Annotated in this window: 20 protein-coding genes; 17 read left to right on the top strand and 3 right to left on the bottom strand. The window is 60.5% G+C overall.

The window, feature by feature from the left end; all coding sequences use genetic code 11:
• Positions 1–80: 80 nt before the first annotated feature.
• Positions 81–416 (bottom strand): addiction module antidote protein, encoded by a 336-nt coding sequence (locus EXW71_RS09815; protein WP_134658299.1) that lies wholly within the window; start codon positions 414–416, stop codon positions 81–83.
• A complete protein-coding gene (locus EXW71_RS09810; protein ID WP_134658297.1) occupies positions 413–736 on the bottom strand; it encodes a type II toxin-antitoxin system RelE/ParE family toxin in 324 nt (107 codons plus the stop codon). The genes EXW71_RS09815 and EXW71_RS09810 overlap by 4 nt, the downstream gene beginning before the upstream one ends.
• Positions 737–1,151: 415 nt before the next feature.
• On the opposite strand from EXW71_RS09810, the gene EXW71_RS09805 reads away from it, so the two are divergent.
• The 3 genes from EXW71_RS09805 to EXW71_RS09790 all read left to right on the top strand — a co-directional run bounded on the left by EXW71_RS09805 (position 1,152) and on the right by EXW71_RS09790 (position 4,954).
• Positions 1,152–3,053: a potassium transporter Kup gene (locus EXW71_RS09805; protein WP_123714841.1), complete on the top strand. Its 1,902-nt coding sequence runs from the start codon at positions 1,152–1,154 to the stop codon at positions 3,051–3,053.
• 126 nt (positions 3,054–3,179) lie between these two features.
• On the top strand, positions 3,180–4,286 hold the full coding sequence (locus EXW71_RS09800) for an NADH:flavin oxidoreductase/NADH oxidase (protein ID WP_134658295.1): 1,107 nt from the start codon (positions 3,180–3,182) through the stop codon (positions 4,284–4,286).
• A 482-nt stretch (positions 4,287–4,768) separates the two neighbouring features.
• A complete protein-coding gene (locus EXW71_RS09790; RefSeq protein ID WP_123714843.1) occupies positions 4,769–4,954 on the top strand; it encodes a hypothetical protein in 186 nt (61 codons plus the stop codon).
• Between the two features lie 119 nt (positions 4,955–5,073).
• On the opposite strand, the gene EXW71_RS09785 is transcribed toward EXW71_RS09790, so the two are convergent.
• Positions 5,074–6,699: a glucan biosynthesis protein D gene (locus tag EXW71_RS09785; protein WP_134658293.1), complete on the bottom strand. Its 1,626-nt coding sequence runs from the start codon at positions 6,697–6,699 to the stop codon at positions 5,074–5,076.
• 314 nt (positions 6,700–7,013) lie between these two features.
• On the opposite strand from EXW71_RS09785, the gene EXW71_RS09780 reads away from it, so the two are divergent.
• The 14 genes from EXW71_RS09780 to EXW71_RS09715 all read left to right on the top strand — a co-directional run bounded on the left by EXW71_RS09780 (position 7,014) and on the right by EXW71_RS09715 (position 22,610).
• Positions 7,014–7,721 carry a tellurite resistance TerB family protein gene (locus EXW71_RS09780; protein WP_134658291.1) on the top strand — a complete coding sequence of 236 codons (708 nt, stop codon included), beginning with the start codon at positions 7,014–7,016 and terminating at the stop codon, positions 7,719–7,721.
• Positions 7,722–7,931: 210 nt separating this feature from the next.
• The gene (locus tag EXW71_RS09775) at positions 7,932–9,554 is read left to right on the top strand and encodes a methyl-accepting chemotaxis protein (RefSeq protein ID WP_134658289.1); all 1,623 of its coding nucleotides are present in this window, start codon (positions 7,932–7,934) and stop codon (positions 9,552–9,554) included.
• Positions 9,554–10,066 (top strand): chemotaxis protein CheW, encoded by a 513-nt coding sequence (locus tag EXW71_RS09770; protein ID WP_123714847.1) that lies wholly within the window; start codon positions 9,554–9,556, stop codon positions 10,064–10,066. The genes EXW71_RS09775 and EXW71_RS09770 overlap by 1 nt, the downstream gene beginning before the upstream one ends.
• Complete coding sequence (locus EXW71_RS09765; RefSeq protein ID WP_134658287.1) at positions 10,063–11,322, top strand: protein-glutamate O-methyltransferase CheR; 1,260 nt, start codon at positions 10,063–10,065, stop codon at positions 11,320–11,322. Before EXW71_RS09770 ends, EXW71_RS09765 begins: the two co-directional genes overlap by 4 nt.
• Positions 11,319–12,020 (top strand): chemotaxis protein CheW, encoded by a 702-nt coding sequence (locus tag EXW71_RS09760; RefSeq protein ID WP_134658285.1) that lies wholly within the window; start codon positions 11,319–11,321, stop codon positions 12,018–12,020. The genes EXW71_RS09765 and EXW71_RS09760 overlap by 4 nt, the downstream gene beginning before the upstream one ends.
• Positions 12,017–14,272 (top strand): hybrid sensor histidine kinase/response regulator, encoded by a 2,256-nt coding sequence (locus tag EXW71_RS09755; protein WP_134658283.1) that lies wholly within the window; start codon positions 12,017–12,019, stop codon positions 14,270–14,272. The genes EXW71_RS09760 and EXW71_RS09755 overlap by 4 nt, the downstream gene beginning before the upstream one ends.
• Positions 14,269–15,279: a chemotaxis response regulator protein-glutamate methylesterase gene (locus EXW71_RS09750; RefSeq protein WP_123714851.1), complete on the top strand. Its 1,011-nt coding sequence runs from the start codon at positions 14,269–14,271 to the stop codon at positions 15,277–15,279. The genes EXW71_RS09755 and EXW71_RS09750 overlap by 4 nt, the downstream gene beginning before the upstream one ends.
• 51 nt (positions 15,280–15,330) lie before the next feature.
• Positions 15,331–16,332, top strand: a complete 1,002-nt coding sequence (locus EXW71_RS09745) for a PleD family two-component system response regulator (protein ID WP_123714852.1) — start codon at positions 15,331–15,333, stop codon at positions 16,330–16,332.
• Between the two features lie 152 nt (positions 16,333–16,484).
• Positions 16,485–17,580 (top strand): peptide chain release factor 2 gene (gene prfB / locus EXW71_RS09740; protein WP_123714855.1). Its coding sequence is split into 2 segments (ribosomal slippage): positions 16,485–16,556 and positions 16,558–17,580, totalling 1,095 coding nucleotides; the frame shifts between segments, so codons are not numbered across the junction.
• A gap of 94 nt (positions 17,581–17,674) precedes the next feature.
• Positions 17,675–19,177, top strand: a complete 1,503-nt coding sequence (gene lysS / locus EXW71_RS09735; protein WP_134658281.1) for a lysine--tRNA ligase — start codon at positions 17,675–17,677, stop codon at positions 19,175–19,177.
• 106 nt (positions 19,178–19,283) lie between these two features.
• Positions 19,284–20,000 carry a TetR/AcrR family transcriptional regulator gene (locus EXW71_RS09730; protein WP_123714857.1) on the top strand — a complete coding sequence of 239 codons (717 nt, stop codon included), beginning with the start codon at positions 19,284–19,286 and terminating at the stop codon, positions 19,998–20,000.
• 76 nt (positions 20,001–20,076) lie between these two features.
• Positions 20,077–21,354, top strand: coding sequence for a flavohemoglobin expression-modulating QEGLA motif protein (locus EXW71_RS09725; RefSeq protein WP_134658279.1), 1,278 nt, complete (start codon positions 20,077–20,079; stop codon positions 21,352–21,354).
• Between the two features lie 27 nt (positions 21,355–21,381).
• A complete protein-coding gene (locus EXW71_RS09720) occupies positions 21,382–22,284 on the top strand; it encodes an alpha/beta hydrolase (RefSeq protein ID WP_134658277.1) in 903 nt (300 codons plus the stop codon).
• Complete coding sequence (locus EXW71_RS09715; RefSeq protein ID WP_123714860.1) at positions 22,284–22,610, top strand: hypothetical protein; 327 nt, start codon at positions 22,284–22,286, stop codon at positions 22,608–22,610. The genes EXW71_RS09720 and EXW71_RS09715 overlap by 1 nt, the downstream gene beginning before the upstream one ends.
• The last annotated feature ends 88 nt before the right edge of the window (positions 22,611–22,698 follow it).

Raw genomic sequence — 22,698 nt, 5'->3', positions numbered from 1 at the left:
GCAACGCACTTGACCAGCTTTATACAGGGAAATACGACGAGTGCTGTATTGGGCGAATTCGTACAGCCCTTACCATGCTCTTAAGCCCGTGCGTCTTGCTCTGCGCGGTGTGCAACAACTTTAGACATGCCCACACCTAAAGCTTGAAGCACCTTCAAGAGCGTGGAGAGCTTTGGGTCGCCACCGATAGCGATGGATCTGTAGAGATTGGCTCTATTGAGCCCCGTATTCTGCGACAAGCTGAGCATCCCACCACGAGCCTCCGCCACTCGGCGGATTGCGACAAGGAAGGCGTCCTCACCCCCTGCTTCATCGATTTCCTCAAGTGCTACAGATAGATACTCGAGAGCAAATGCTTCGTCGTTTCGGAGCATCTCGAGAACGCTGTCTTCATGAGGGCGAGTACGAATGGTCATTTTTGCTGCACCTTGTAAGATTTCCAGAGAGCCTTGGCCTGATCGATATCGTTTTGCTGTCTGGTCTTGGAATCACCGCCCAACAGGAAAACAATTTTCCGGTCCTGAATTGCGTAATACACGCGAAACCCTCGTCCGAAATCGAGCTTCATCTCAAAAACTCCATCGCCTACGGGCTCGGTAATGCCAAAGTGACCAAGGGACGCTCGATCCACTCTGGTGGTGATTCTTGCTTTTGAACGCGTGTCTTGCACGGTGTCTAGCCAAGCTTGATAGATATCCACGCCATTGGCTGACAGTACGTGTTTCACTTCGTACATGAGAAATGTACCTTAAAAGAGACAGGTCGATAATTGAATTTTTTGTATCGACGGCGCGTGCCATGCGGGATCAGCATTTATTGATCAGGTACGTTGGCCAAGGAGTTCTCGCTTAGACCACTGAGGCAGCACTACTGAGCCGGGCCGAAAATATACGGGTGGCCGTAAAGGTGATCAATGCAGGCAAAAAGGCTCAAAACTGCAGTGACGTCTATATAAAGACTGCATAAAGAGACACTCGAATCACTTGAGCAGGGAAATACAACGAGTGCTGCGCTATGCTTCGCGCCGTTGCGCACGGGTAAAACCCCGGGGTCAATAAAACGTCTGTTACAAGAAATAAATCAGCGCATGCTAGGGTCAGCTTAGATGCGCTGTTTATAAGAGACCTCAGGTCAAAGGGCAGGAGTGGTTGATGGGTCAGGCAAGTAGTCAGGCAGCAGGTGCCGGGCATTCCAACGCAAAGCCGATTGGCATGCTGGTGGCGGCGGTCGGGGTGGTTTACGGCGATATCGGTACCAGCCCGCTCTATACCCTTAAAGAAGTGTTCACTGGCGGTTACGGGGTTCAGGTCAATCATGACGGGGTCTTCGGCATTCTGGCGCTGATCTTCTGGTCGCTGGTCTGGGTCGTCTCGATCAAATATGTACTGTTCATCCTGCGCGCCGACAACCAGGGCGAGGGCGGCATCATGGCCCTGACGGCGCTGGCGCGTCGGGCGGCGTCGCCGTATCCGAAACTGCGCTCGGTGCTGGTGATCCTCGGTTTGATCGGCGCGGCGCTGTTCTACGGCGACAGCATGATCACCCCGGCGATCTCGGTGTTGTCGGCGGTCGAGGGCCTGGAACTGGCTTTTGACGGCCTGGAACGCTGGGTGGTGCCGCTGTCGCTGGTGGTGCTGGTGGGATTGTTCCTGATCCAGAAGCACGGCACCGACCGCATCGGCAAGCTGTTCGGGCCGGTGATGGTGGTGTGGTTCCTGGTGTTGGCCGGGCTCGGCATCCACGGCATCGCACAACACCCGGAAGTGCTCAATGCGCTGAATCCGGCGTGGGGCGTGCGTTTCTTTGTGTCCCATCCCGGCATGGGCGTGGCAATTCTCGGCGCCGTCGTATTGGCCTTGACCGGTGCCGAAGCACTGTATGCCGACATGGGCCACTTCGGCCGTAAGCCGATCGCCCGCGCCTGGTTTGCCCTGGTGCTGCCGGCGCTGGTGCTCAACTACTTTGGCCAGGGCGCGTTGCTGCTGGAAAACCCCGAGGCGGCGCGTAACCCGTTCTACCTGCTGGCGCCGGACTGGGCGTTGATCCCACTGGTCGCGCTGTCGACCCTGGCCACGGTAATTGCGTCCCAGGCGGTGATTTCCGGGGCATTTTCCCTGACCCGCCAGGCGATCCAATTGGGCTACATCCCCCGCATGCATATCCAGCACACCTCCAGCGCCGAGCAAGGCCAGATCTATATCGGCGCGGTGAACTGGTCGCTGATGGTCGGTGTGATCCTGCTGGTGCTGGGCTTTGAGTCCTCCAACGCATTGGCCTCGGCCTACGGGGTGGCGGTGACTGGTACGATGCTGATCACCAGCATCCTGGTGTCGGCGGTGATGCTGCTGCTGTGGAAGTGGCCTCCGGTGCTGGCGATTCCGGTGCTGATCGGTTTCCTGCTGGTGGACGGCCTGTTCTTTGCCGCCAACGTACCGAAGATCGTCCAGGGCGGTGCCTTCCCGGTGCTGGCGGGGATCGTGCTATTTATCCTGATGACCACCTGGAAGCGCGGTAAAGAGCTGCTGATGGACCGCCTCGACGAAGGGGGGCTACCGCTGCCGATTTTTATCAGCAGTATCCGCGTGCAGCCGCCTCATCGCGTACAAGGCACGGCAGTGTTCCTCACCGCGCGGCCCGACGCGGTGCCCCATGCGCTGTTGCATAACCTGCTGCATAACCAGGTGTTGCATGAGCAGGTGGTGATGCTGACGGTGGTCTACGAAGATATCCCGCGTGTGCCCGCATCGCGGCGTTTTGAAGTGGACGCCTACGGGGAAGGCTTCTTCCGGGTGATCCTGCATTTCGGCTTTACCGATGAACCGGACGTGCCCGAAGCCCTGAAACTGTGCCATCTGGACGACCTGGATTTCAGCCCGATGCGCACCACCTACTTCCTCAGCCGCGAGACGGTGATCGCCTCGCGCATCAAGGGCATGGCCCGGTGGCGCGAAAGCTTGTTTGCCTTCATGTTGAAGAACGCCAACGGCAACCTGCGCTTCTTCAAGCTGCCGGTGAACCGGGTGATCGAGCTGGGCACCCAGGTCGAAATGTAAGTTGCTGCGACACGGGAGCCGGCAATCGGCTCCCGTTTTCCTTCTGAACCCTATGCAAGCCACCGTTGTCGACTAGGCTCTAAGCACTGTTTGAATAGTGCCCACAGAACCCAGAAGAGGTGCGCCATGAGTCAGTTGCTCGAACCCTACACACTGCGCCAATTAACTCTGCTCAATCGTATTGCGGTGTCGCCGATGTGCCAGTACTCCTCGGAGGACGGCTTGGCCAATGACTGGCACCTGGTGCACCTCGGCAGCCGCGCCGTCGGCGGTGCCGGGCTGATTTTCACCGAGGCCACCGCCGTGACGGCCGATGGCCGCATCACCGCCCAGGACCTGGGACTGTGGAAGGATGAACACATCGAACCCCTGCAACGCATCACGCGGTTTATTGCCGCCCAAGGCGCGGTAGCGGGCATCCAGTTGGCGCATGCCGGGCGCAAAGCCAGCACGCACCGGCCGTGGATCGGCAAGCACGGTAGCGTGAAGCCACACGAGGGCGGCTGGGTGCCGGTAGGCCCATCGCCGATAGCTTTCGACCCTAATCACACGCAGCCCCAGCAACTGGACGAAGCACAGATCCGGCAGGTGATCGCCGACTTTGTTGCTGCCGCCAAACGTGCGCTGACCGCCGGTTTTGAAGTGGTCGAAATCCACGCTGCCCACGGTTACCTGCTGCATCAATTCCTGTCACCCATCAGCAACCAGCGTCAGGATCACTACGGTGGCTCGTTTGAAAACCGCATTCGCCTGGTACTCGAAGTGACCAAGGCCGTGCGCGAAGTCTGGCCTCAGGAGCTGCCGCTGTTTGTGCGGGTGTCGGCCACCGACTGGGTGGAAGACGGCTGGAACCCCGATGAAACCGTGGAGCTGGCGCGTCGCCTCAAAGACCTTGGCGTGGACTTGATCGACGTGTCTTCCGGCGGCACCGCCGCCAACGCCGAGATCCCCACCGGCCCCGGTTACCAGACGCGCTTTGCCGAGCGTGTGCGCAAAGAGTCGGGCATCGCCACCGGCACCGTTGGCATGATTACCGAGCCGGCCCAGGCCGAGCATATCCTGCGCACCTGCCAGGCCGACATCATCTTCCTGGCCCGTGAGCTGCTGCGCGACCCGTACTGGCCGCTGCATGCCGATGATGACTTGGGCGGGCGCAAGGCGACTTGGCCGGCGCAGTACCAACGGGCGACCCATCGCGATCAGCCGATCCATGAGTCTGATCTGAGGGATTGATCCATACCTGATCTACCGAAACCCACCCTCGCCCGGTAATGCCAGTCAGTTAACGTAAGTGCCATCTGTAGGAGCGAGCAAGCTCGCTCCTGCAAAAAGCCTTAACTGACTGCCGTTACCCTGACCCGGTGGGTTTTTTGTTGTCCGTGTTTAACGCAAGCCTGAACCTTGGGACGCTTACCCGCGTCCTGGTTGCCTGTTGCTGATACAGCCCGACCCTGAATTGTTTGCGCAGGAGCCGCGCGACATTCATCTCTATCGGCCATTACCTGAGAAAGGGCTGTAGGTCTTTGTTACCGAAGCGATTTATTTAAGTTACTACTCTAAAAAAATCCCACACGGGGGCAGATTGTTTCTACGCTTAAGGTAAGTCTGATTTCTGGCCCAGGGAGTCAGTCGGCTTGTTCGTGAGGGCATTGCGCCCCAGGGAAGGCGGGTGATGGGCGCCAAGCGTCTTAGATCGATATCAGGAGAAACAGTCCATGGCCAAGTCCTATGGTGTTGCGGGTGCGGTGGTGTGTTTTCTGACCCGCAAGATGTCTTTGCGTGGTCAAAGGTTGAGCTCGGATGAGGCCCAATTGCTGGAGCAGTACCGCGCCCTGACCGAGAGCGATCAGGTGGCGATGCGGTACTTGATAGGCGCGATGAAGAGTGTGTCGCGGTTCTGAGCCACACAATGGAACCGCGTTGGAGCGGGTTTGCTCGCGAATGTGATCTATCAGTCAATACAGCCGGTGACTGATCCACTGCGTTCGCGAGCAAGCCCGCACACACTGGGGCCTCGGTGTCAGGTGTACTTGCGCTTGTCCGGTGCCGGCGGGAAGTACTGATACAGCCAGGTCTCACTCAAGGTGCGGTCCTGGGTACGGATAAACAGGCGCAGTTCCACCGGCTCCACGCTGTCGCTGGTCGGGTACCAGTCGAACAGAATGCGGTAACCCTTGATGTTGTCGAGCACCAGCACGCTGAAGTCTTTCACTTCCCCGTGGGAGCAGGTCACCACCGGCTCGATTCCGGTGCCGGCCGGCAATCGGTCCAGGCCGCCACCCTTGAAGTCCACGGCAAACCGACGTGCCCACACTTCAGGGTAGTGCTCGCCCGGTGCCCAACCCTCGGTAAAACCACCCATGCCTGAGCGTGTGGCGTCGACTTGCGCCAACGGTGTGCTTACCGGTGGCAAGGCGCTCCAGTAGAGCTTGTAGCCATAGTTGAGCGAGTCGCCGGCGGCGACGGGCTTTTTCGGGGTCCAGAAGGCCACGATGTTGTCCAGGGTTTCGCCGGTGGTGGGGATTTCCAGCAGGTCAATCGAGCCTTCACCCCATTGCGTAGTGGGTTCGACCCACAGGCTCGGACGCTTGCTGTACCAGTCCACGGTGTCCTGGTAGCTGGCGAACTCATGGTCGGTCTGGACCAGGCCGAAACCTTTCGGATCGGTATCGGCAAATGCGTTGAATTGCAGTTTGGCCGGGTTGTTCAGCGGGCGGCAGATCCACTCACCGTTGCCGCGCCACATCGCCAGGCGGTCCGAGTCATGGATTTGCGGGTGAATGGTGTCGCACATCCGGCGCTCATGAGTGCCGCAACTGAACATGCTGGTCATCGGTGCGATGCCCAGTTGTTCGATGCTGGTGCGCGCATTGATATGCGCATCGATGGCCATCACCACCTGGTTGGCCTGGCAGTCGATATCGAAGCGGTAGGCCCCGGTGGCGCTCGGCGAGTCGAGCAAGGCGTAGACCACAAAGCGCGTGGCGTCCTTGTCCGGCGTTTCGAACCAGAACTGCGTGAAGTCGGGGAATTCCTCGCGCTTTTTCGCGTAGGTATCAATCGCCAGTCCGCGTGCGGAAAGGCCGTATTGGCCGGTGGAGTCCACAGCTCTGAAGTAGCTGGCGCCGAGGAACGACAGCACGTCATGCCGGTCCAGTTCGGGCGCCTTGAACAGCTTGAAACCGGAGAAGCCCAGGTCACCGGTCAACTGTTGGGTGTCCACAGACGTTTTGGAATAGTTGAACAGCGAAGGGCGGAAATGCACTTCGCGGGCCTCACGGGTCTTGGGATCAACGCTGTGCATGCGCACGGGGGTCTTGAAACCCATGCCGACGTGGAAGAACTGCACGTCGAGCTGGCCGTTCAATTCCTTCCACAGCGAATGGTTGCCGTCGTAGCCGATGGCGTTGAAATTCTGCGGCGTCATGGTCGCCAGGGTCGGCGGCAGCACCTGTTTGGTGTCTTTGTAGGCAGCCCCGGCGAGTTGTTTGGCCTGGGCCTTGAGCGACTCGAAATCGAAGGCCACGGCCTTGCCATCGGCCGCGCGGTTGCCGGCCCAAGCCTGGGCGGCCATCAGGCCGCTGGCCGACAAACCGGTGTAAGCCGCAATGGCCATGGATGCTTTGAGCAAATTCCTGCGGAGCATAGAGACAACCTGTCGTGAGCAAATCCCGCGCCGGCCCTGGCGCGTGCTGGATTAGAAATAACGGTTCGGACATGCCTTCGGCCAAACGCTACGGACAATAAACAGACGCTGGATAGCTTAAGCGGTTCGATGAGCCAGGAAAATTGATTGATGGCTGGATGATGGCTTTGCATGTGAAACAAAGCGTTTCTGCGGTGCCGCTCTCTTTGTATCTGGCGTTACATCTGGAAGCACTCTAGCTCGTGGCTTTTTGGTACTTAGTTTTACGCTGTGAGCCTATTGGTGCTACGAACCCAAATGTCTGGAGGCTGCGAATGAATACCCGTGGATTGCTCGATCAGTTGCTCAAGTCTGGCCAGGATATGTTGCAAAACAAGGCTGGTGGCCAACGTCAACAGGACAATAAAAGTGCCCTGGGCGGTTTGCTCGGCGGTGGTGGCCTTGGCAGCCTGCTGGGTGGCGCGGGCGGTGGTGCCCTGGCGGCGGGCGCCATGGGCCTGTTGCTGGGGAACAAAAAAGCCCGCAAGTTTGGCGGCAAGGCCTTGACCTACGGAGGGTTGGCGGCGCTCGGTGTGATTGCCTACAAGGCCTACGGTAACTGGCAGGCGCAGCAGGCCGGCGCACCGCAAACCGAACCGCAAACCATCGATCGCCTGCCGCCGGCCCAGGTCGAGCAGCACAGCCAGGGCATCCTCAAGGCATTGGTCGCGGCCGCCAAGGCCGACGGGCATATCGATGAGCGCGAGCGGGCGCTGATCGAAGGGGAATTCACCAGGCTGGATAACGACGCCGAGCTACAAAGCTGGCTGCACGCCGAGCTCAACAAACCGCTCGATCCTACCGACGTCGCCCGCTCGGCCGTCACGCCGGAAATGGCCGCGGAGATGTACATCGCCAGTGTGATGTTGGTCGACGAAGAAAACTTCATGGAAAAAGCCTACCTCGACGAACTGGCCCGCCAATTGAAACTTGAGCCAGGCTTGAAGGCTGAGTTGGAAAAGCAGGTGCGGCTGAACGCATAAATACCAGCAGGCACCGATCAAACTGGGGGAGGGGGCTTGCTTGCAAGTGTGGCGTGTCAGTCGGATTATCCGGAACTGACCCACCACGCTCGCAAGCAGGCCCCCTTCCGCATGTGCATTCTGTGGACACGTCATCACAAGCTGTTGATAAACGCCGGCATCTGCTCAGCTATACTCCCCTGCATTTGAATGGGCCTTCGAGGAATTACTGTGAAGAACTGGACCTTGCGCCAAAGGATTTTGGCTAGCTTTGCGGTCATTATCGCCATCATGCTGTTAATGGTTGTGGTCTCCTATTCACGGTTGCTGAAGATCGAAACCAGTGAAGTCGCGGTTCGTGACGACGCGGTGCCAGGGGTTTACCTCAGTTCGATGATTCGCAGTGCCTGGGTCGACAGTTACCTGCATATCCTGGAAATCATCGGCTTGCGTGAAAACAAGGGGCTGACCGACGCCGACAAGGCTGCCTTCAAGTCCTTCGAAGCGCGCATCCTGCAACAGATGGCCAACTATCAGGCCACCGTCAACGGGGGTGACGATCAGGCCGAGTTCGATAAATTCGAAGCCGAGCACCAGATTTACAACAAGGCCCTGGCCACGGTAGTTGAGCGCTTGCAAAACAATGATGTCGCCGCTGCGCGCAAGCTGTTCGACACCGAAATGACCCCGGCCTGGACCGCAGGCCGCATGAAGCTCAATGACATCATTACCGAAAACAAAAATGTCGCCGACCATGCAACCAACGCGATTGATGACGCCGTAGCGGCCGCGAAAATCAGTATGTTCGTGTCGCTGGCGCTGGCCATTCTCGCTGCCGCCCTCTGTGGCCTGCTGTTGATGCGCGCGATCATGGCGCCGATGCAGCGCATTGTTTCGATCCTGGGCACCATGCGTGACGGTGACCTGAGCAAACGCCTGAACCTGGAGCGCAAGGACGAGTTCGGCGCAGTCGAAACCGGCTTCAACGACATGATGACTGAGCTGACGGCCCTGGTGTCTCAGGCCCAGCGCTCGTCGGTGCAGGTGACCACCTCGGTGACCGAGATCGCCGCGACCTCCAAGCAGCAACAGGCGACCGCCACTGAAACGGCTGCAACGACCACTGAAATCGGCGCGACCTCCCGCGAGATCGCCGCAACGTCCAGGGACCTGGTCCGTACCATGACCGAAGTGTCCACTGCCGCCGACCAGGCTTCAGTCGCTGCCGGCTCCGGCCAGCAAGGGCTGGCGCGTATGGAAGAAACCATGCACTCGGTGATGGGGGCCGCTGACCTGGTCAACGCCAAGCTGGCGATCCTCAACGAGAAGGCCGGCAACATCAACCAGGTGGTGGTGACCATCGTCAAGGTTGCCGACCAGACCAACCTGTTGTCGCTCAACGCGGCCATCGAAGCCGAGAAAGCCGGTGAGTACGGACGCGGCTTTGCTGTGGTTGCCACCGAAGTGCGCCGTCTGGCTGACCAGACCGCCGTGGCCACGTACGACATCGAACAGATGGTGCGCGAGATCCAGTCGGCGGTGTCGGCGGGCGTGATGGGCATGGACAAGTTCTCTGAAGAAGTGCGCCGTGGCATGTTCGAAGTGCAACAGGTCGGCGAACAGCTGTCGCAGATCATCCACCAGGTACAGGCCCTGGCGCCGCGGGTGTTGATGGTCAACGAAGGCATGCAGGCCCAGGCCACCGGTGCTGAGCAGATCAACCACGCGCTGGTGCAACTGGGCGATGCCAGTAGCCAGACGGTCGAATCTCTGCGCCAGGCCAGTTTCGCCATTGATGAATTGAGCCAGGTTGCGGTCGGTCTGCGCAGCGGCGTATCGCGTTTCAAAGTCTGATGAGCGACTTCGCGGCTAAACGCGGCGCCGTCCCGGCAGCGAAAAAGGCGTTGTTCCTGATGTTTCACATCGGTAATGAACGTTATGCCCTCAAGGCCACGGAAGTGGCCGAGGTGCTGCCGCGCCTGCCACTCAAGCCCATCGCTCATGCGCCGCTGTGGGTGGCAGGCATATTTGCCCATCGCGGGGCGCTGGTGCCGGTGATCGACCTCAGTGCGCTGACCTTCGGCACCGCAGCCCAGGCGCGGACCAGCACTCGGCTGGTGCTGGTCAACTACCAGCCGCAGCCCTGGATCGAGCCACGTTGGCTGGGGCTGATCCTGGAGCAAGCCACCGATACGCTGCGTTGCGACCCTGCCGAATTCCAGCCTTACGGCCTCGACAATCGGCAGGCGCCTTACTTGGGGCCGGTGCGTGAAGACGCCCAGGGCTTGACGCAGTGGATTGGTGTGGACGACCTGTTGACCGCTGAGGTCCGCGCTTTGCTATTTTCTGCCGAGCTGAGCCTATGAGCAGCGACCCACGTTTCTTTACTTTCCTCAAAGAACGCATTGGCCTGGACGTCGCATCGGTGGGCGAGGCCATTATCGAGCGCGCCGTGCGCCAGCGTAGCCAGGCCGTGCAGGCGGCCACGCTGGAGCACTACTGGCAGCAACTGCAACGCTCCCATGAAGAACAGCAGGCGTTGATCGAGGCGGTGATCGTCCCCGAGACGTGGTTTTTCCGTTACCCCGAGTCATTTGCCACCTTGGCCCGCCTGGCCAAGGCGCGCCTGGTCGAGATCAACCAACTGCGCGCATTGCGCATTCTCAGCCTGCCGTGTTCAACCGGCGAAGAACCCTATTCGATTGCCATGGCCTTGCTCGATGCCGGCCTGGCCCCGCACCAGTTCAAGGTACAGGGCATGGACGTCAGCCCGTTATCGGTAGAGCGGGCGCGGCGCGGGGTGTATGGAAAGAATTCCTTTCGAGGAGGCGACCTGGAGTTTCGCCAACGCCACTTCGTTGCGCAGGCCGACGGTTACCACATTGCCGATCGGGTGCGTGAACAGGTGCGTCTGCAAGTCGGAAACCTGCTGGACCCTGCGTTGCTGGCAAATGAGCCAACCTACGACTTCGTGTTCTGCCGCAACTTGCTGATCTACTTCGACCAGCCGACCCAGAAGCAGGTCTTCGATGTGCTCAAGGGCTTGACCCATGTGGATGGCGTGCTGTTTATCGGCCCGGCTGAAGGCAGCTTGCTGGGGCGCCACGGTATGCGGTCGATTGGCGTACCACAGTCCTTTGCCTTCAGCCGGCACGTGGGGCCGGTCGCGCCGGAGCCCGTTTTTGTGCCCGTGTCGGTGCCGGTGCCGCAACGCCGCGCAGTCCCGGTCCCACCCAAACCGCGCCCGTTCAGTACGGTCACTGCCCCGGCGCTGCCGATCAAGGCACCCCAGACAGACGCAGGCGATTTGCTCAACCGGATCGCCACCCTGGCCAACGAGGGCAAAAGCACTGAAGCCCGCGCTGCCTGCGAACACTATTTGAGCAACCACCCACCGGCCGCCCAAGTGTTCTATTGGCTGGGGTTGCTCAGTGATGTGGCCGGCAGCGCCTTGGAGGCCCAGGGGTATTATCGAAAAGCCCTATACCTGGAACCGCAGCATCCGCAGGCCCTGATGCACCTGGCCGCGTTGCTTGAGTCCCAGGGTGACAGTGCGGGGGCGCGCCGTTTGCAGGCGCGGGCCGCCCGTAGCGAGCGAGCTGACAGTGAGTCCAAACGATGAGTACCCCTGATGCGCTCGATACCGTAGGCCTTGACCTGACGCTGACCGACACCCAGGCCATCGACGATTGCTGGAACCGTATCGGCATCCATGGCGACAAGTCGTGCCCCCTGCTGGCCGAACATATTCACTGCCGTAACTGCTCGGTGTATTCCGCCGCCGCCACGCGCTTGCTCGACCGCTATGCCTTGCAGCAGGACGATCGTCATGCGATGGCCGCCGTCGCAGTCGACGAAAAAGTGGTGACCCGCTCCCTGCTGATGTTCCGCCTCGGCGAAGAATGGCTGGGCATCGCCACTCGTTGCCTGGTGGAGGTGGCACCGCTGCAACCGATCCATTCCCTGCCGCACCAGCGCTCACGTGCGCTGCTCGGCGTGGCCAATGTGCGCGGCGCGCTGGTGGCGTGCCTGTCGCTGGTGGAACTGCTCGGCCTGGACGTCACCCCTAATGGCGCGCCGGGCGGGCGCATCATGCCGCGCATGTTGATCATCGCCGCGCAGGACGGGCCGGTGGTGGTGCCGGTGGATGAAGTCGACGGCATCCACGCCATCGATGAGCGCGCCCTGAAGGCGGCGTCCGCCTCCGGCACCCAGGCCAGTGGGCGCTACACCCAGGGTGTGTTGCAGTGGAAGGGCCGCAGCCTGCGGTGGCTGGACGAGGCGCAATTGCTGTCTGCCGTGACCCGGAGCCTCACATGACCCCCGATCAGATGCGCGATGCCTCATTGCTGGAGCTGTTCAGCCTGGAAGCCGATGCGCAGACCCAGGTATTGAGCGCGGGCCTGTTGGCCCTGGAGCGTAACCCGACCCAGGCCGACCAGCTTGAAGCTTGCATGCGCGCCGCCCATTCGCTCAAGGGCGCGGCGCGCATCGTCGGAGTGGACGCCGGGGTCAGCGTGGCCCACGTCATGGAGGATTGCCTGGTCAGCGCCCAGGAAAGCCGGCTGTACCTGCAACCCGAGCATATCGACGCACTCCTGCAGGGCACCGACTTGCTGATGCGCATCGCCACTCCCGGCAATGACGTGGGGGCGGCGGATATAGACGCCTATGTGGCGTTGATGGAGCGCCTGCTCGATCCGTCGCAGCCGATTGCCAAGGTCGCGCCACCGCCCGAACCTGTCCCGGCGCCAATACTTGAAGAGCTTGCCCCCGACCCTGAGCCAGCGTTGCCGCGCCAGAGCAAACCCATGACCGAGGGTGGTGAGCGCGTGCTGCGCGTGACCGCCGAGCGTCTGAACAGTCTGTTGGACCTGTCCAGTAAGTCCCTGGTGGAAACCCAGCGGCTCAAGCCTTACCTGGTGAGCATGCAGCGCCTCAAGCGCATCCAGAGCAACGGCGCACGCGCACTGGATGCGCTGGACGGTCAGCTCAGGGCCCTGGATTTGAACCTTGAGGCCCAGGAGGCGCTGGCCGATACCCGCCGTTTGCTGAGCGAAGCCCAGGCCCTGCTGGCGGAAAAGATCGTCGAACTGGATGAGTTCGGCTGGCAGGCCGGGCAGCGCGCCCAGGTGCTTTACGACACGGCGCTGGCCTGCCGCATGCGACCATTTGCCGACGTGCTGGCCGGGCAGGCGCGTATGGTCCGCGACCTCGGCCGCAGCCTGGGCAAGCAGGTGCGCCTGGAAATCGAAGGGGAAAAGACCCAGGTCGACCGCGACGTGCTGGAAAAGCTTGAAGCGCCGCTCACCCATTTGCTGCGCAATGCCGTCGACCACGGCATCGAAATGCCCGAGCAGCGTATCCTGGCGGGCAAGCCGGCTGAAGGTCTGATCCGCCTGCGTGCCTCCCATCAGGCGGGTTTGCTGGTGCTGGAACTGAGCGATGACGGCAATGGGGTCGACCTTGAGCGCCTGCGCGGCGCTATCGTCGACCGACACCTGTCACCGCCGGAAACCGCCCTGCGCTTGAGCGAGGAGGAACTGCTGACGTTCCTGTTCCTGCCCGGTTTCAGCCTGCGCGACAAAGTGACCGAAGTGTCCGGCCGCGGCGTGGGCCTGGATGCGGTGCAGCACATGGTCCGGCAATTGCGCGGCGCGGTGGTGCTGGAGCAGGCGGCGGGGCAGGGCAGTCGCTTTCATCTGGAAGTGCCGTTGACCCTGTCGGTAGTGCGCAGCCTCGTGGTGGAAGTCGGCGACGAAGCCTACGCCTTCCCGCTGGCGCATATTGAGCGCATGTGCGACCTGTCACCGGACGACATCGTCCAGCTGGAAGGCCGTCAGCATTTCTGGCATGAGGGGCGGCACGTCGGCCTGGTTGCTGCCAGCCAGTTGTTGCAGCGCCCGGCGGCGCAAAGCAATGACGCGACCTTGAAAGTCGTGGTCATACGCGAACGCGATGCGGTGTATGGCATTGCGGTGGAGCGTTTCATCGGTGAGCGTACCCTGGTGGTGTTGCCGCTGGATGATCGCCTGGGCAAGGTCCAGGACATCTCCGCCGGTGCCTTGCTGGATGATGGTTCGGTGGTATTGATCGTCGACGTCGAAGACATGCTGCGTTCGGTGGACAAACTGCTCAACACCGGCCGCCTGGAGCGTATCGCGAGGCGCAGTCAACAGGCCACTGAAGCCCCACGCAAGCGGGTGCTGGTGGTGGACGACTCGCTGACCGTGCGTGAACTGCAACGTAAATTGTTACTGAACCGCGGATATGAAGTGGCCGTCGCAGTCGACGGCATGGACGGCTGGAACGCACTGCGCTCCGAAGACTTCGACCTGCTTATCACTGACATTGATATGCCTCGTATGGACGGTATTGAATTGGTCACACTCCTGCGCCGTGACAGTCGCCTGCAATCGTTGCCGGTGATGGTGGTGTCGTACAAGGACCGCGAAGAAGACCGGCGCCGTGGACTGGACGCCGGCGCCGACTATTATCTGGCCAAAGCCAGTTTTCATGATGACGCTTTGCTCGACGCCGTGGTTGAACTGATTGGAGGGGCCCGGGCATGAGGATTGCGATCGTCAATGACATGCCCCTGGCGGTGGAGGCGCTGCGCCGTGCACTGGGTTTCGAGCCTGCCCATGAAGTGGTGTGGGTGGCCGGCAACGGTCTGGAGGCCGTGCAACGTTGTGCCGAACTGACCCCGGACCTGATCCTGATGGACCTGATCATGCCGGTGATGGATGGCGTGGAAGCCACCCGTCAGATCATGGCCGAAACACCGTGCCCGATCCTGATCGTCACGGTGGACCGCCAGGCCAACGTCAGCCGCGTGTTCGAAGCCATGGGCCATGGGGCCCTGGATGTGGTGGACACGCCGGCGCTGGGCGTAGGAAACCCCAAGGATGCAGCGGCGCCGTTGCTGCGCAAGATCCTCAATATCGGCTGGCTGATCGGTCAGCGCGGCAGTCGCGTGCGCGCCGAAACCACGCCCCAACGTGCTACCGGCAAGCGCCAGAGCCTGGTGGCCATCGGGTCATCGGCGGGAGGGCCGGCGGCCCTGGAAACTCTGCTCAAGGGCTTGCCGCGGGACTTTCCCGCTGCCATCGTGCTGGTGCAGCATGTGGACCAGGTGTTCGCCGCCGGTATGGCCGAGTGGCTGAGCAGTGCGTCCGGCTTGCCGGTGCGCCTGGCCTGCGAGGGTGAACCGCCGCAAAGCGGCGTGGTATTGCTGGCCGGGACCAACCACCACATCCGGCTGCTGAAAAACGGCACATTGGCCTACACCGCCGAGCCGGTAAACGAGATTTACCGACCTTCCATCGACGTGTTTTTCGAGAGCGTCGCCAGCCACTGGAACGGCGATGCCGTCGGCGTATTGCTGACCGGCATGGGCCGCGATGGCGCCCAGGGGCTTAAATTACTGCGTGACCAAGGATATTTGACCATCGCCCAGGACCAACAGAGTTCGGCGGTGTATGGCATGCCCAAAGCTGCGGCGGCGATTGATGCCGCTGTTGAAATTCGCCCACTGGATAGAATTGCGCCCCGATTGCTGGAGGTCTTTGCAAAATGATCAAGACCTCCCGTGCTGCTGGCTTGCAGGTGGTAATTCAGGTGACTGCACATGAATGATTTACAGCTCGACGACTTCAAAACCGATGAAAATGCCGCCATGGTGTTGCTGGTTGACGACCAGGCGATGATCGGCGAAGCCGTGCGACGTGGCCTGGCCCATGAAGAAAACATCGACTTCCACTTTTGCGCCGATCCGCACCAGGCGATCGCTCAGGCGATTCGCATCAAGCCCACGGTGATCCTGCAAGACCTGGTGATGCCCGGGCTGGACGGCCTGACCCTGGTTCGCGAATACCGCAACCACCCGGCCACCGCGAATATCCCGATCATCGTGCTGTCGACCAAGGAAGACCCGCTGATCAAAAGCGCTGCCTTTGCCGCGGGTGCCAACGATTATCTGGTGAAACTGCCGGACAACATCGAGCTGGTGGCGCGCATTCGCTATCACTCGCGTTCCTACATGACCCTGTTGCAACGGGATGCGGCCTACCGTGCGCTGCGGGTCAGCCAGCAACAGTTGCTGGACACCAACCTGGTGCTGCAACGCCTGATGAACTCCGATGGCCTTACCGGGCTGTCCAACCGCCGTCACTTCGACGAATACCTGGAGTTGGAGTGGCGCCGTGCCATGCGTGACCAGACTCAGCTCTCGCTGCTGATGATCGATGTGGACTTCTTCAAGCGCTACAACGACAACTTCGGCCATGTCGAAGGCGATGAAGCCCTGCGCAAGGTCGCTGCCACCATTCGTGAGGCCAGCAGCCGCCCTTCGGATTTGCCGGCGCGTTATGGCGGTGAAGAGTTTGCCCTGGTGCTGCCGAACACCTCGCCGGGCGGTGCCCGACTGGTGGCCGAAAAGCTGCGCATGGCGGTGGCGGCGCTGAAAATCCCGCACATTGCGCCGACCGAGGGGTCGAGCCTGACCATCAGCATCGGCCTGTCGACCCTGACGCCGATGCAGGGCACGGATTATCGGCAACTCATCATGGCGGCGGACAAGGGGTTGTATACGGCCAAACATAATGGGCGCAATCAGGTCGGTATCGAATAATCCTTAGGCAGGGGGCTCGCTCCCACATTGGATCTTCCTTGGGTGTCGGGTCGTGTACAAAGGCCGCCTTTTCGCCAAGCGGGCTGCCGTTTCGGCCCGTTTGCCGTTATACTCGCCGGCTTTCAAAAGTTCGCCAACGAGTGCTGCCCGCCATGGAAATCAACCCGATCCTTAACACCATCAAGGACCTGTCCGAGCGCTCCGAAACTATTCGGGGGTATCTTTGACTACGATCAAAAGCATGAGCGTCTGACGGAAGTCAATCGCGAGCTTGAAGATCCGAGTGTCTGGAACAAACCTGAATACGCCCAGGAACTGGGCCGCGAGCGCGCTGCGCTGGCGCAGATCGTCGACACCCTCGACGAATTGAATAGCGGTCTGGCCGATTGCCGTGACCTGTTGGACATGGCCGTCGAAGAGAACGACGAAGGCGCAGTGGGCGATGTCGTCGCCGAGCTGGCCCGTCTCGAGGAAAACCTCGCCAAGCTCGAATTCCGCCGCATGTTCAGTCACGAAATGGACCCGAACAACGCCTACCTGGATATCCAGGCCGGTTCCGGCGGCACCGAAGCCCAGGACTGGGCCAACATCCTGTTGCGCATGTACCTGCGCTGGGCCGACAAACGCGGTTTCGACGCAACCATCATGGAACTGTCGGCGGGTGAAGTCGCCGGTATCAAGGGCGCGACCGTGCACATCAAGGGCGAATACGCCTTTGGCTGGCTGCGTACCGAGATCGGCGTGCACCGCCTGGTGCGCAAGAGCCCGTTCGACTCCGGCAACCGCCGCCATACCTCGTTTTCTGCGGTATTCGTCTCGCCAGAGATCGATGACAAGGTGGAAATCGAGATCAACCCGGCCGACTTGCGGATCGATACCTATCGCTCCTCCGGTGCCGGTGGTCAGCACGTAAACACCACCGACTCGGCCGTACGTATCACCCACGTACCGACCAACACCGTGGTCAGCTGCCAGAACGAACGTTCCCAGCACGCGAACAAGGACACCGCCATGAAAATGCTGCGGGCCAAGTTGTACGAGCAGGAAATGCAGAAACGCAACGCCGCTTCCCAGGCGCTGGAGGACACCAAGTCGGATATCGGCTGGGGCCACCAGATCCGTTCGTATGTGCTCGATGCGTCGCGGATCAAGGATCTGCGCACTAACATCGAACGCAGCGACTGTGACAAGGTGCTCGACGGTGACATTGACGAATACCTGGAAGCCAGCCTGAAATCGGGCCTGTAACAGCCTTTGTAGGAGCCGGGGGGACGTCTAGTCCTTGCCCGGCGATCCCCGGCCGCGGGCCGGGGACAACGAACCTGATGGAAAATCTAAAGACATGAGCGACCAACAACTCGACCCGCAAGCCCTGCAACAGGAAGAAAACTCCCTGATCGCGCTGCGCAAGGAAAAGCTTGCTGCCGAGCGCGCCAAGGGCAATGCCTTCCCCAACGACTTCCGCCGCGACAACTACTGCGATGTCCTGCAGAAACAGTACGCGGACAAGACCAAGGAAGAGCTGGCAGAGGCTGCGATCCCGGTCAAGGTTGCCGGTCGCATCATGCTCAACCGTGGCTCGTTCCTGGTGATCCAGGACATGACCGGGCGCATCCAGGTCTACGTCAACCGCAAGACGTTGTCCGAAGAAACCCTGGCCGCGGTGAAAACCTGGGACATGGGTGACATCATCGCCGCCGAAGGTACCCTGGCCCGTTCCGGCAAGGGTGACCTGTACGTTGAAATGACCAACGTGCGCCTGCTGACCAAGTCCCTGCGCCCACTGCCGGACAAGCACCACGGCCTGACCGACACCGAACAGCGCTACCGCCAGCGCTACGTTGACCTGATCGTCAACGAAGACGTGCGCCAGACCTTCCGCGTACGTTCGCAAGTCATCGCGCATATCCGCAGCTTCCTGATGAAACGCGACTTCCTCGAAGTCGAAACGCCGATGCTGCAGACCATTCCTGGCGGCGCCGCAGCCAAGCCGTTCGAAACCCACCACAACGCGCTGGACATGGAAATGTTCTTGCGCATCGCGCCCGAGCTGTACCTCAAGCGACTGGTTGTGGGCGGGTTCGAAAAAGTGTTCGAGATCAACCGCAACTTCCGTAACGAAGGCGTTTCGACCCGTCACAACCCGGAATTCACCATGTTGGAGTTCTACCAGGCTTACGCCGACTACGAAGACAACATGGACCTGACCGAAGAACTGTTCCGCGAGCTGGCGCAGTTGGTCCTCGGCAGCACCGACGTACCGTACGGCGATAAGGTGTTCCACTTCGGCGAGCCGTTCGTGCGCCTGTCGGTGTTCGATTCGATCCTCAAGTACAACCCTGAATTGACCGCTGACGACCTGAACGACATCGACAAGGCACGTGCCATTGCCAAGAAAGCCGGTGCCAAGGTGCTAGGCTTCGAAGGCCTGGGCAAACTGCAGGTGATGATTTTCGAAGAGCTGGTGGAGCACAAGCTGGAACAGCCGCATTTCATCACCCAGTACCCGTTCGAAGTGTCGCCGCTGGCCCGTCGCAACGACGAAAACCCGAACGTCACTGACCGTTTCGAGCTGTTCATCGGTGGCCGCGAAATCGCCAACGCTTATTCCGAGCTTAACGACGCACAAGACCAGGCCGAGCGCTTCATGGCCCAGGTGGCCGACAAGGATGCCGGCGACGACGAAGCCATGCACTACGACGCCGACTTCGTCCGTGCTCTGGAGTACGGTATGCCGCCGACGGCGGGTGAGGGTATCGGCATCGACCGTCTGGTGATGTTATTGACCAACTCGCCGTCGATCCGCGATGTGATCTTGTTCCCGCACATGCGGCCACAAGCGTAACCGTAGCGAAGTCCGAAGCCGCCTTTTATAAGGCGGCTTTTTTATGGGGCGTAAATAAGCGTCAAGCGAACAGCGCCAGATTTTGATCTATTCAAGGATGTGTGTGGTGAACCGCGTAATGGCTCAAGAAGGCGCCGCCGGCATTGCTGCTGCCGTGGCTGAAAGTGTCCAGTACCAGGGCCGCAAGGCCAGTCGCCGGGGCAGCGAGCAACGCCGGCAAGACATTCTCGATGCGGCGATGCGCATCGTCGTGCGTGACGGCGTGCGTGCGGTGCGCCATCGCGCAGTGGCGGCGGAGGCGGGCGTGCCGTTGTCGGCCACCACCTATTACTTCAAGGATATCGATGACCTGCTCACCGACACCTTCGCCCAATACGTGGAGCGCAGCGCGGCGTTCATGGGCAAGCTGTGGGTGCGCAATGAGGGCCTGCTGCGCGAGATGGTCGCTTACGGTGATGGCAGCCCTGAGTCACGTTCGCAACTGGCCGACGATATTGCGCGGCTGACCGCCGATTACGTCATGCGTCAGCTGACCAATCGTCGCGAGTACCTGATGGCGGAGCAGGCGTTTCGTCAGGAAGCCTTGCTCAACCCGCGCCTGGCCGAACTGGTGCGTTCCCATCAGCAGATTCTGTTGCAGGGCACCGGGCAGTTTTTCCAGGTATTGGGCTCCCGCGAGCCGCAACAGGATGCCAAAGTGTTGACGGCGATTATCGGTCGGATGGAGTATCAGGGCCTGCTTGGCGGTCTGGACCCGCTGACCGGTGAAGAGATGCTTGAGATACTCAAGCGCTACATGCATTTGGTGTTGGCCTCGGTCTGACACTACGCTCCTACAGGTGAGGCTCACCGTGCGCTTGCAGCGCGCGGGCCGATAACGTTCAAAGAGGAAGCACCAGGTGGACGATTACCAGCAGACGATACGCACCTTGTCTGATCGCATTGTGCTGGCGCAAACACCGATTCGCGTCCTCGACGCCGTGAAGTGGGACGACAACATTCGCCAGGGGTTTCTCAAGGCCAAGGGCAAGGCCATGCCTGCCGTGGACCGTGATTACTACCTCAACCGACCGCTGTCGTTCGATTCCAGCGCCGTGAAGCTTGAATTCCAGAACATTGAGCGCGACATCACCCGCCGCCTCGGCCAGTTCAGCCCGGTAGGGCAGATCATGCGCCGCATGTGCCGTGAGTACCGCATGGTAGTGCGCATGCTCGAGGCCCGCGGCACCGAGGATTTCGGCCTGATTTCCCAGGAGCTGTACGGCGCCGCCTCCGATGCGTTTCATGCCGGCGACCCGACTCTGGCGGACCTCGGCCTGATGCTTTCCGATTATCTGAACAATATCGACGGCCGTGGCGACCTCAAGGACGAAGCCAAGACCCTGACGGCCAAGGATGCCGTCGCCTTGCTGCAAACCCGCTTGAACAAAGTGTTTGGCGAGGCGGAGGAAACCATCCGTGTATTCGAGTCAGACGGCATCGTCGCGGACGCTGCGGCGGGTGCCGACTACATCAAGATCCGCGCCGACGCGATGTTCAACGAGCGTGACGTGCGCGCCCTTGAGGTGCATGAAGGTCTGGTCCATGTCGGCACCACCCTTAACGGTCTGAACCAGCCCATCTGCACGTTCCTGTCCAAAGGCCCACCGTCATCCACCGTGACTCAGGAAGGCCTGGCGATTTTGATGGAGATCATCACCTTCGCGTCTTACCCGAGCCGCCTGCGTAAATTGACCAACCGCACCCGCGCCATCCATATGGTAGAGGAGGGCGCCGACTTCCTGCAGGTGTTCGAGTTCTTCCGCGAGCAGGGCTTTGAGATGGCCGAAAGCTATGGCAACGCCAGCCGGGTGTTCCGAGGTTCAGTGCCGACCGGTTTGCCGTTTACCAAGGATTTGTCCTACCTCAAGGGCTTTATCATGGTCTACAACTACATCCAGCTCGCCGTGCGCAAGGGCAAGTTGGAACAGGTCCCGCTGCTGTTCTGCGGCAAGACCACCCTGGAAGATATGCGCACCTTGCGCCAACTGGTCGACGAAGGTCTGGTGGTGCCACCCAAATACCTGCCTGAGCAGTTTCGCGATATGAACGCGTTGGCGGCGTGGATGTGCTTCTCCAACTTCCTCAACCACCTGAGCCTGGACCGGATCGAGGCCGATTACTCCAATATCCTCTAGGGTATTGGCATGTGGAGGCTTTAACGGATGAGAGTCCTCGGTATTTTATGCCTGTTACTGACATTGAACGGCTGCAGCTCGCTGTTGTTCTATCCCGAACCCGGCCTGCCGTTCACGCCGGAAAAAGCACACCTGCAATACCGGGACGTCACGCTCACTGCCGCTGACGGTGTAAAACTCCACGCCTGGTGGTTGCCCGCCAAGCCTGGTGTGCCGCTCAAGGGTACTGTGCTTCACCTGCACGGTAATGGCGGCAATCTGGCCTGGCACCTCGGTGGCAGTTGGTGGTTGCCGGAACAGGGCTATCAAGTGTTGATGCTGGATTACCGTGGCTACGGGCTATCCGAGGGTAAACCGTCGTTGCCGGCGATTTACCAGGATATCGACGCGGCCTTGCATTGGCTCGATCAAGCGCCTGAAACCCAGGGCCAACCGCTGGTTGTCCTTGGGCAAAGCCTGGGCGGTGCGCTGGCGGTGCATTACCTGGCCGCACACCCGGAGCGCCAGGCCCGGCTCAAGGCCTTGGTACTGGATGGCGTGCCCGCCAGTTATCGTGACGTAGGGCAATTCGCCTTGAGCACCTCCTGGTTAACATGGCCGTTCCAGGTGCCGCTGTCCTGGCTGGTGCCCGACGCCGACAGTGCGATCAACGCCATGCCAGCGCTCACGGGTGTGCCCAAGTTGCTGTTCCATAGCCTGGATGACCCGATAGTGCCGTTGGCCAACGGCATCCGCTTGTATCAGGCCGCGCCGCCGCCGCGGGTGTTGCAACTGACCCGTGGCGATCATGTGCAGACCTTTGCCGACAAGAACTGGCAAACCGTGATGCTGCGCTATCTGGACGACCCGCAGCACTTCAACGGTCTGCGCCGCCTGGGCGAGATTCCGAATTATCCGATTCCTAAAGTTGATTCATCAGAGAGCCCTTAATGAGTGAAGAACGCAACATGATCCCGCTGATTCTCACCGGCATCGGCACCATCATCGGTACCGTCGGTTGCCTGTGGTTCTACGGCTACCTGCATTTTGCCAAGCCGGAGGATGCATTGCTTCTGAGCGACTTCACCCTGCTCAAGACCGTACCCGGTGAGGATTACAAGATATCCCTGACCCCGGCCGCGCAAGTGGCGCAGTGCATTGATGGTGTATTGGTGATGTTCGACACCGAACAGAAGGGCCTCAGCGGTGTGCTGGTGAACAACAAGAAACAGGCTGTGCGTTGCCTGGGCCAGGAAACACCGCAACTTCAGCAGTAAATCGCTTCAAATCAGCGTTTCTGAAATATCTGGAACCGAATTACGTAAGAAACCACTCAGTGCCCAGTCAGCGGTGCTGATGGGTAAC

It is taken from the genome of Pseudomonas sp. BCA17, from assembly GCF_004519405.1.
GTDB lineage: Bacteria > Pseudomonadota > Gammaproteobacteria > Pseudomonadales > Pseudomonadaceae > Aquipseudomonas.
This window is presented reverse-complemented; position numbering and strand designations above follow the sequence as displayed.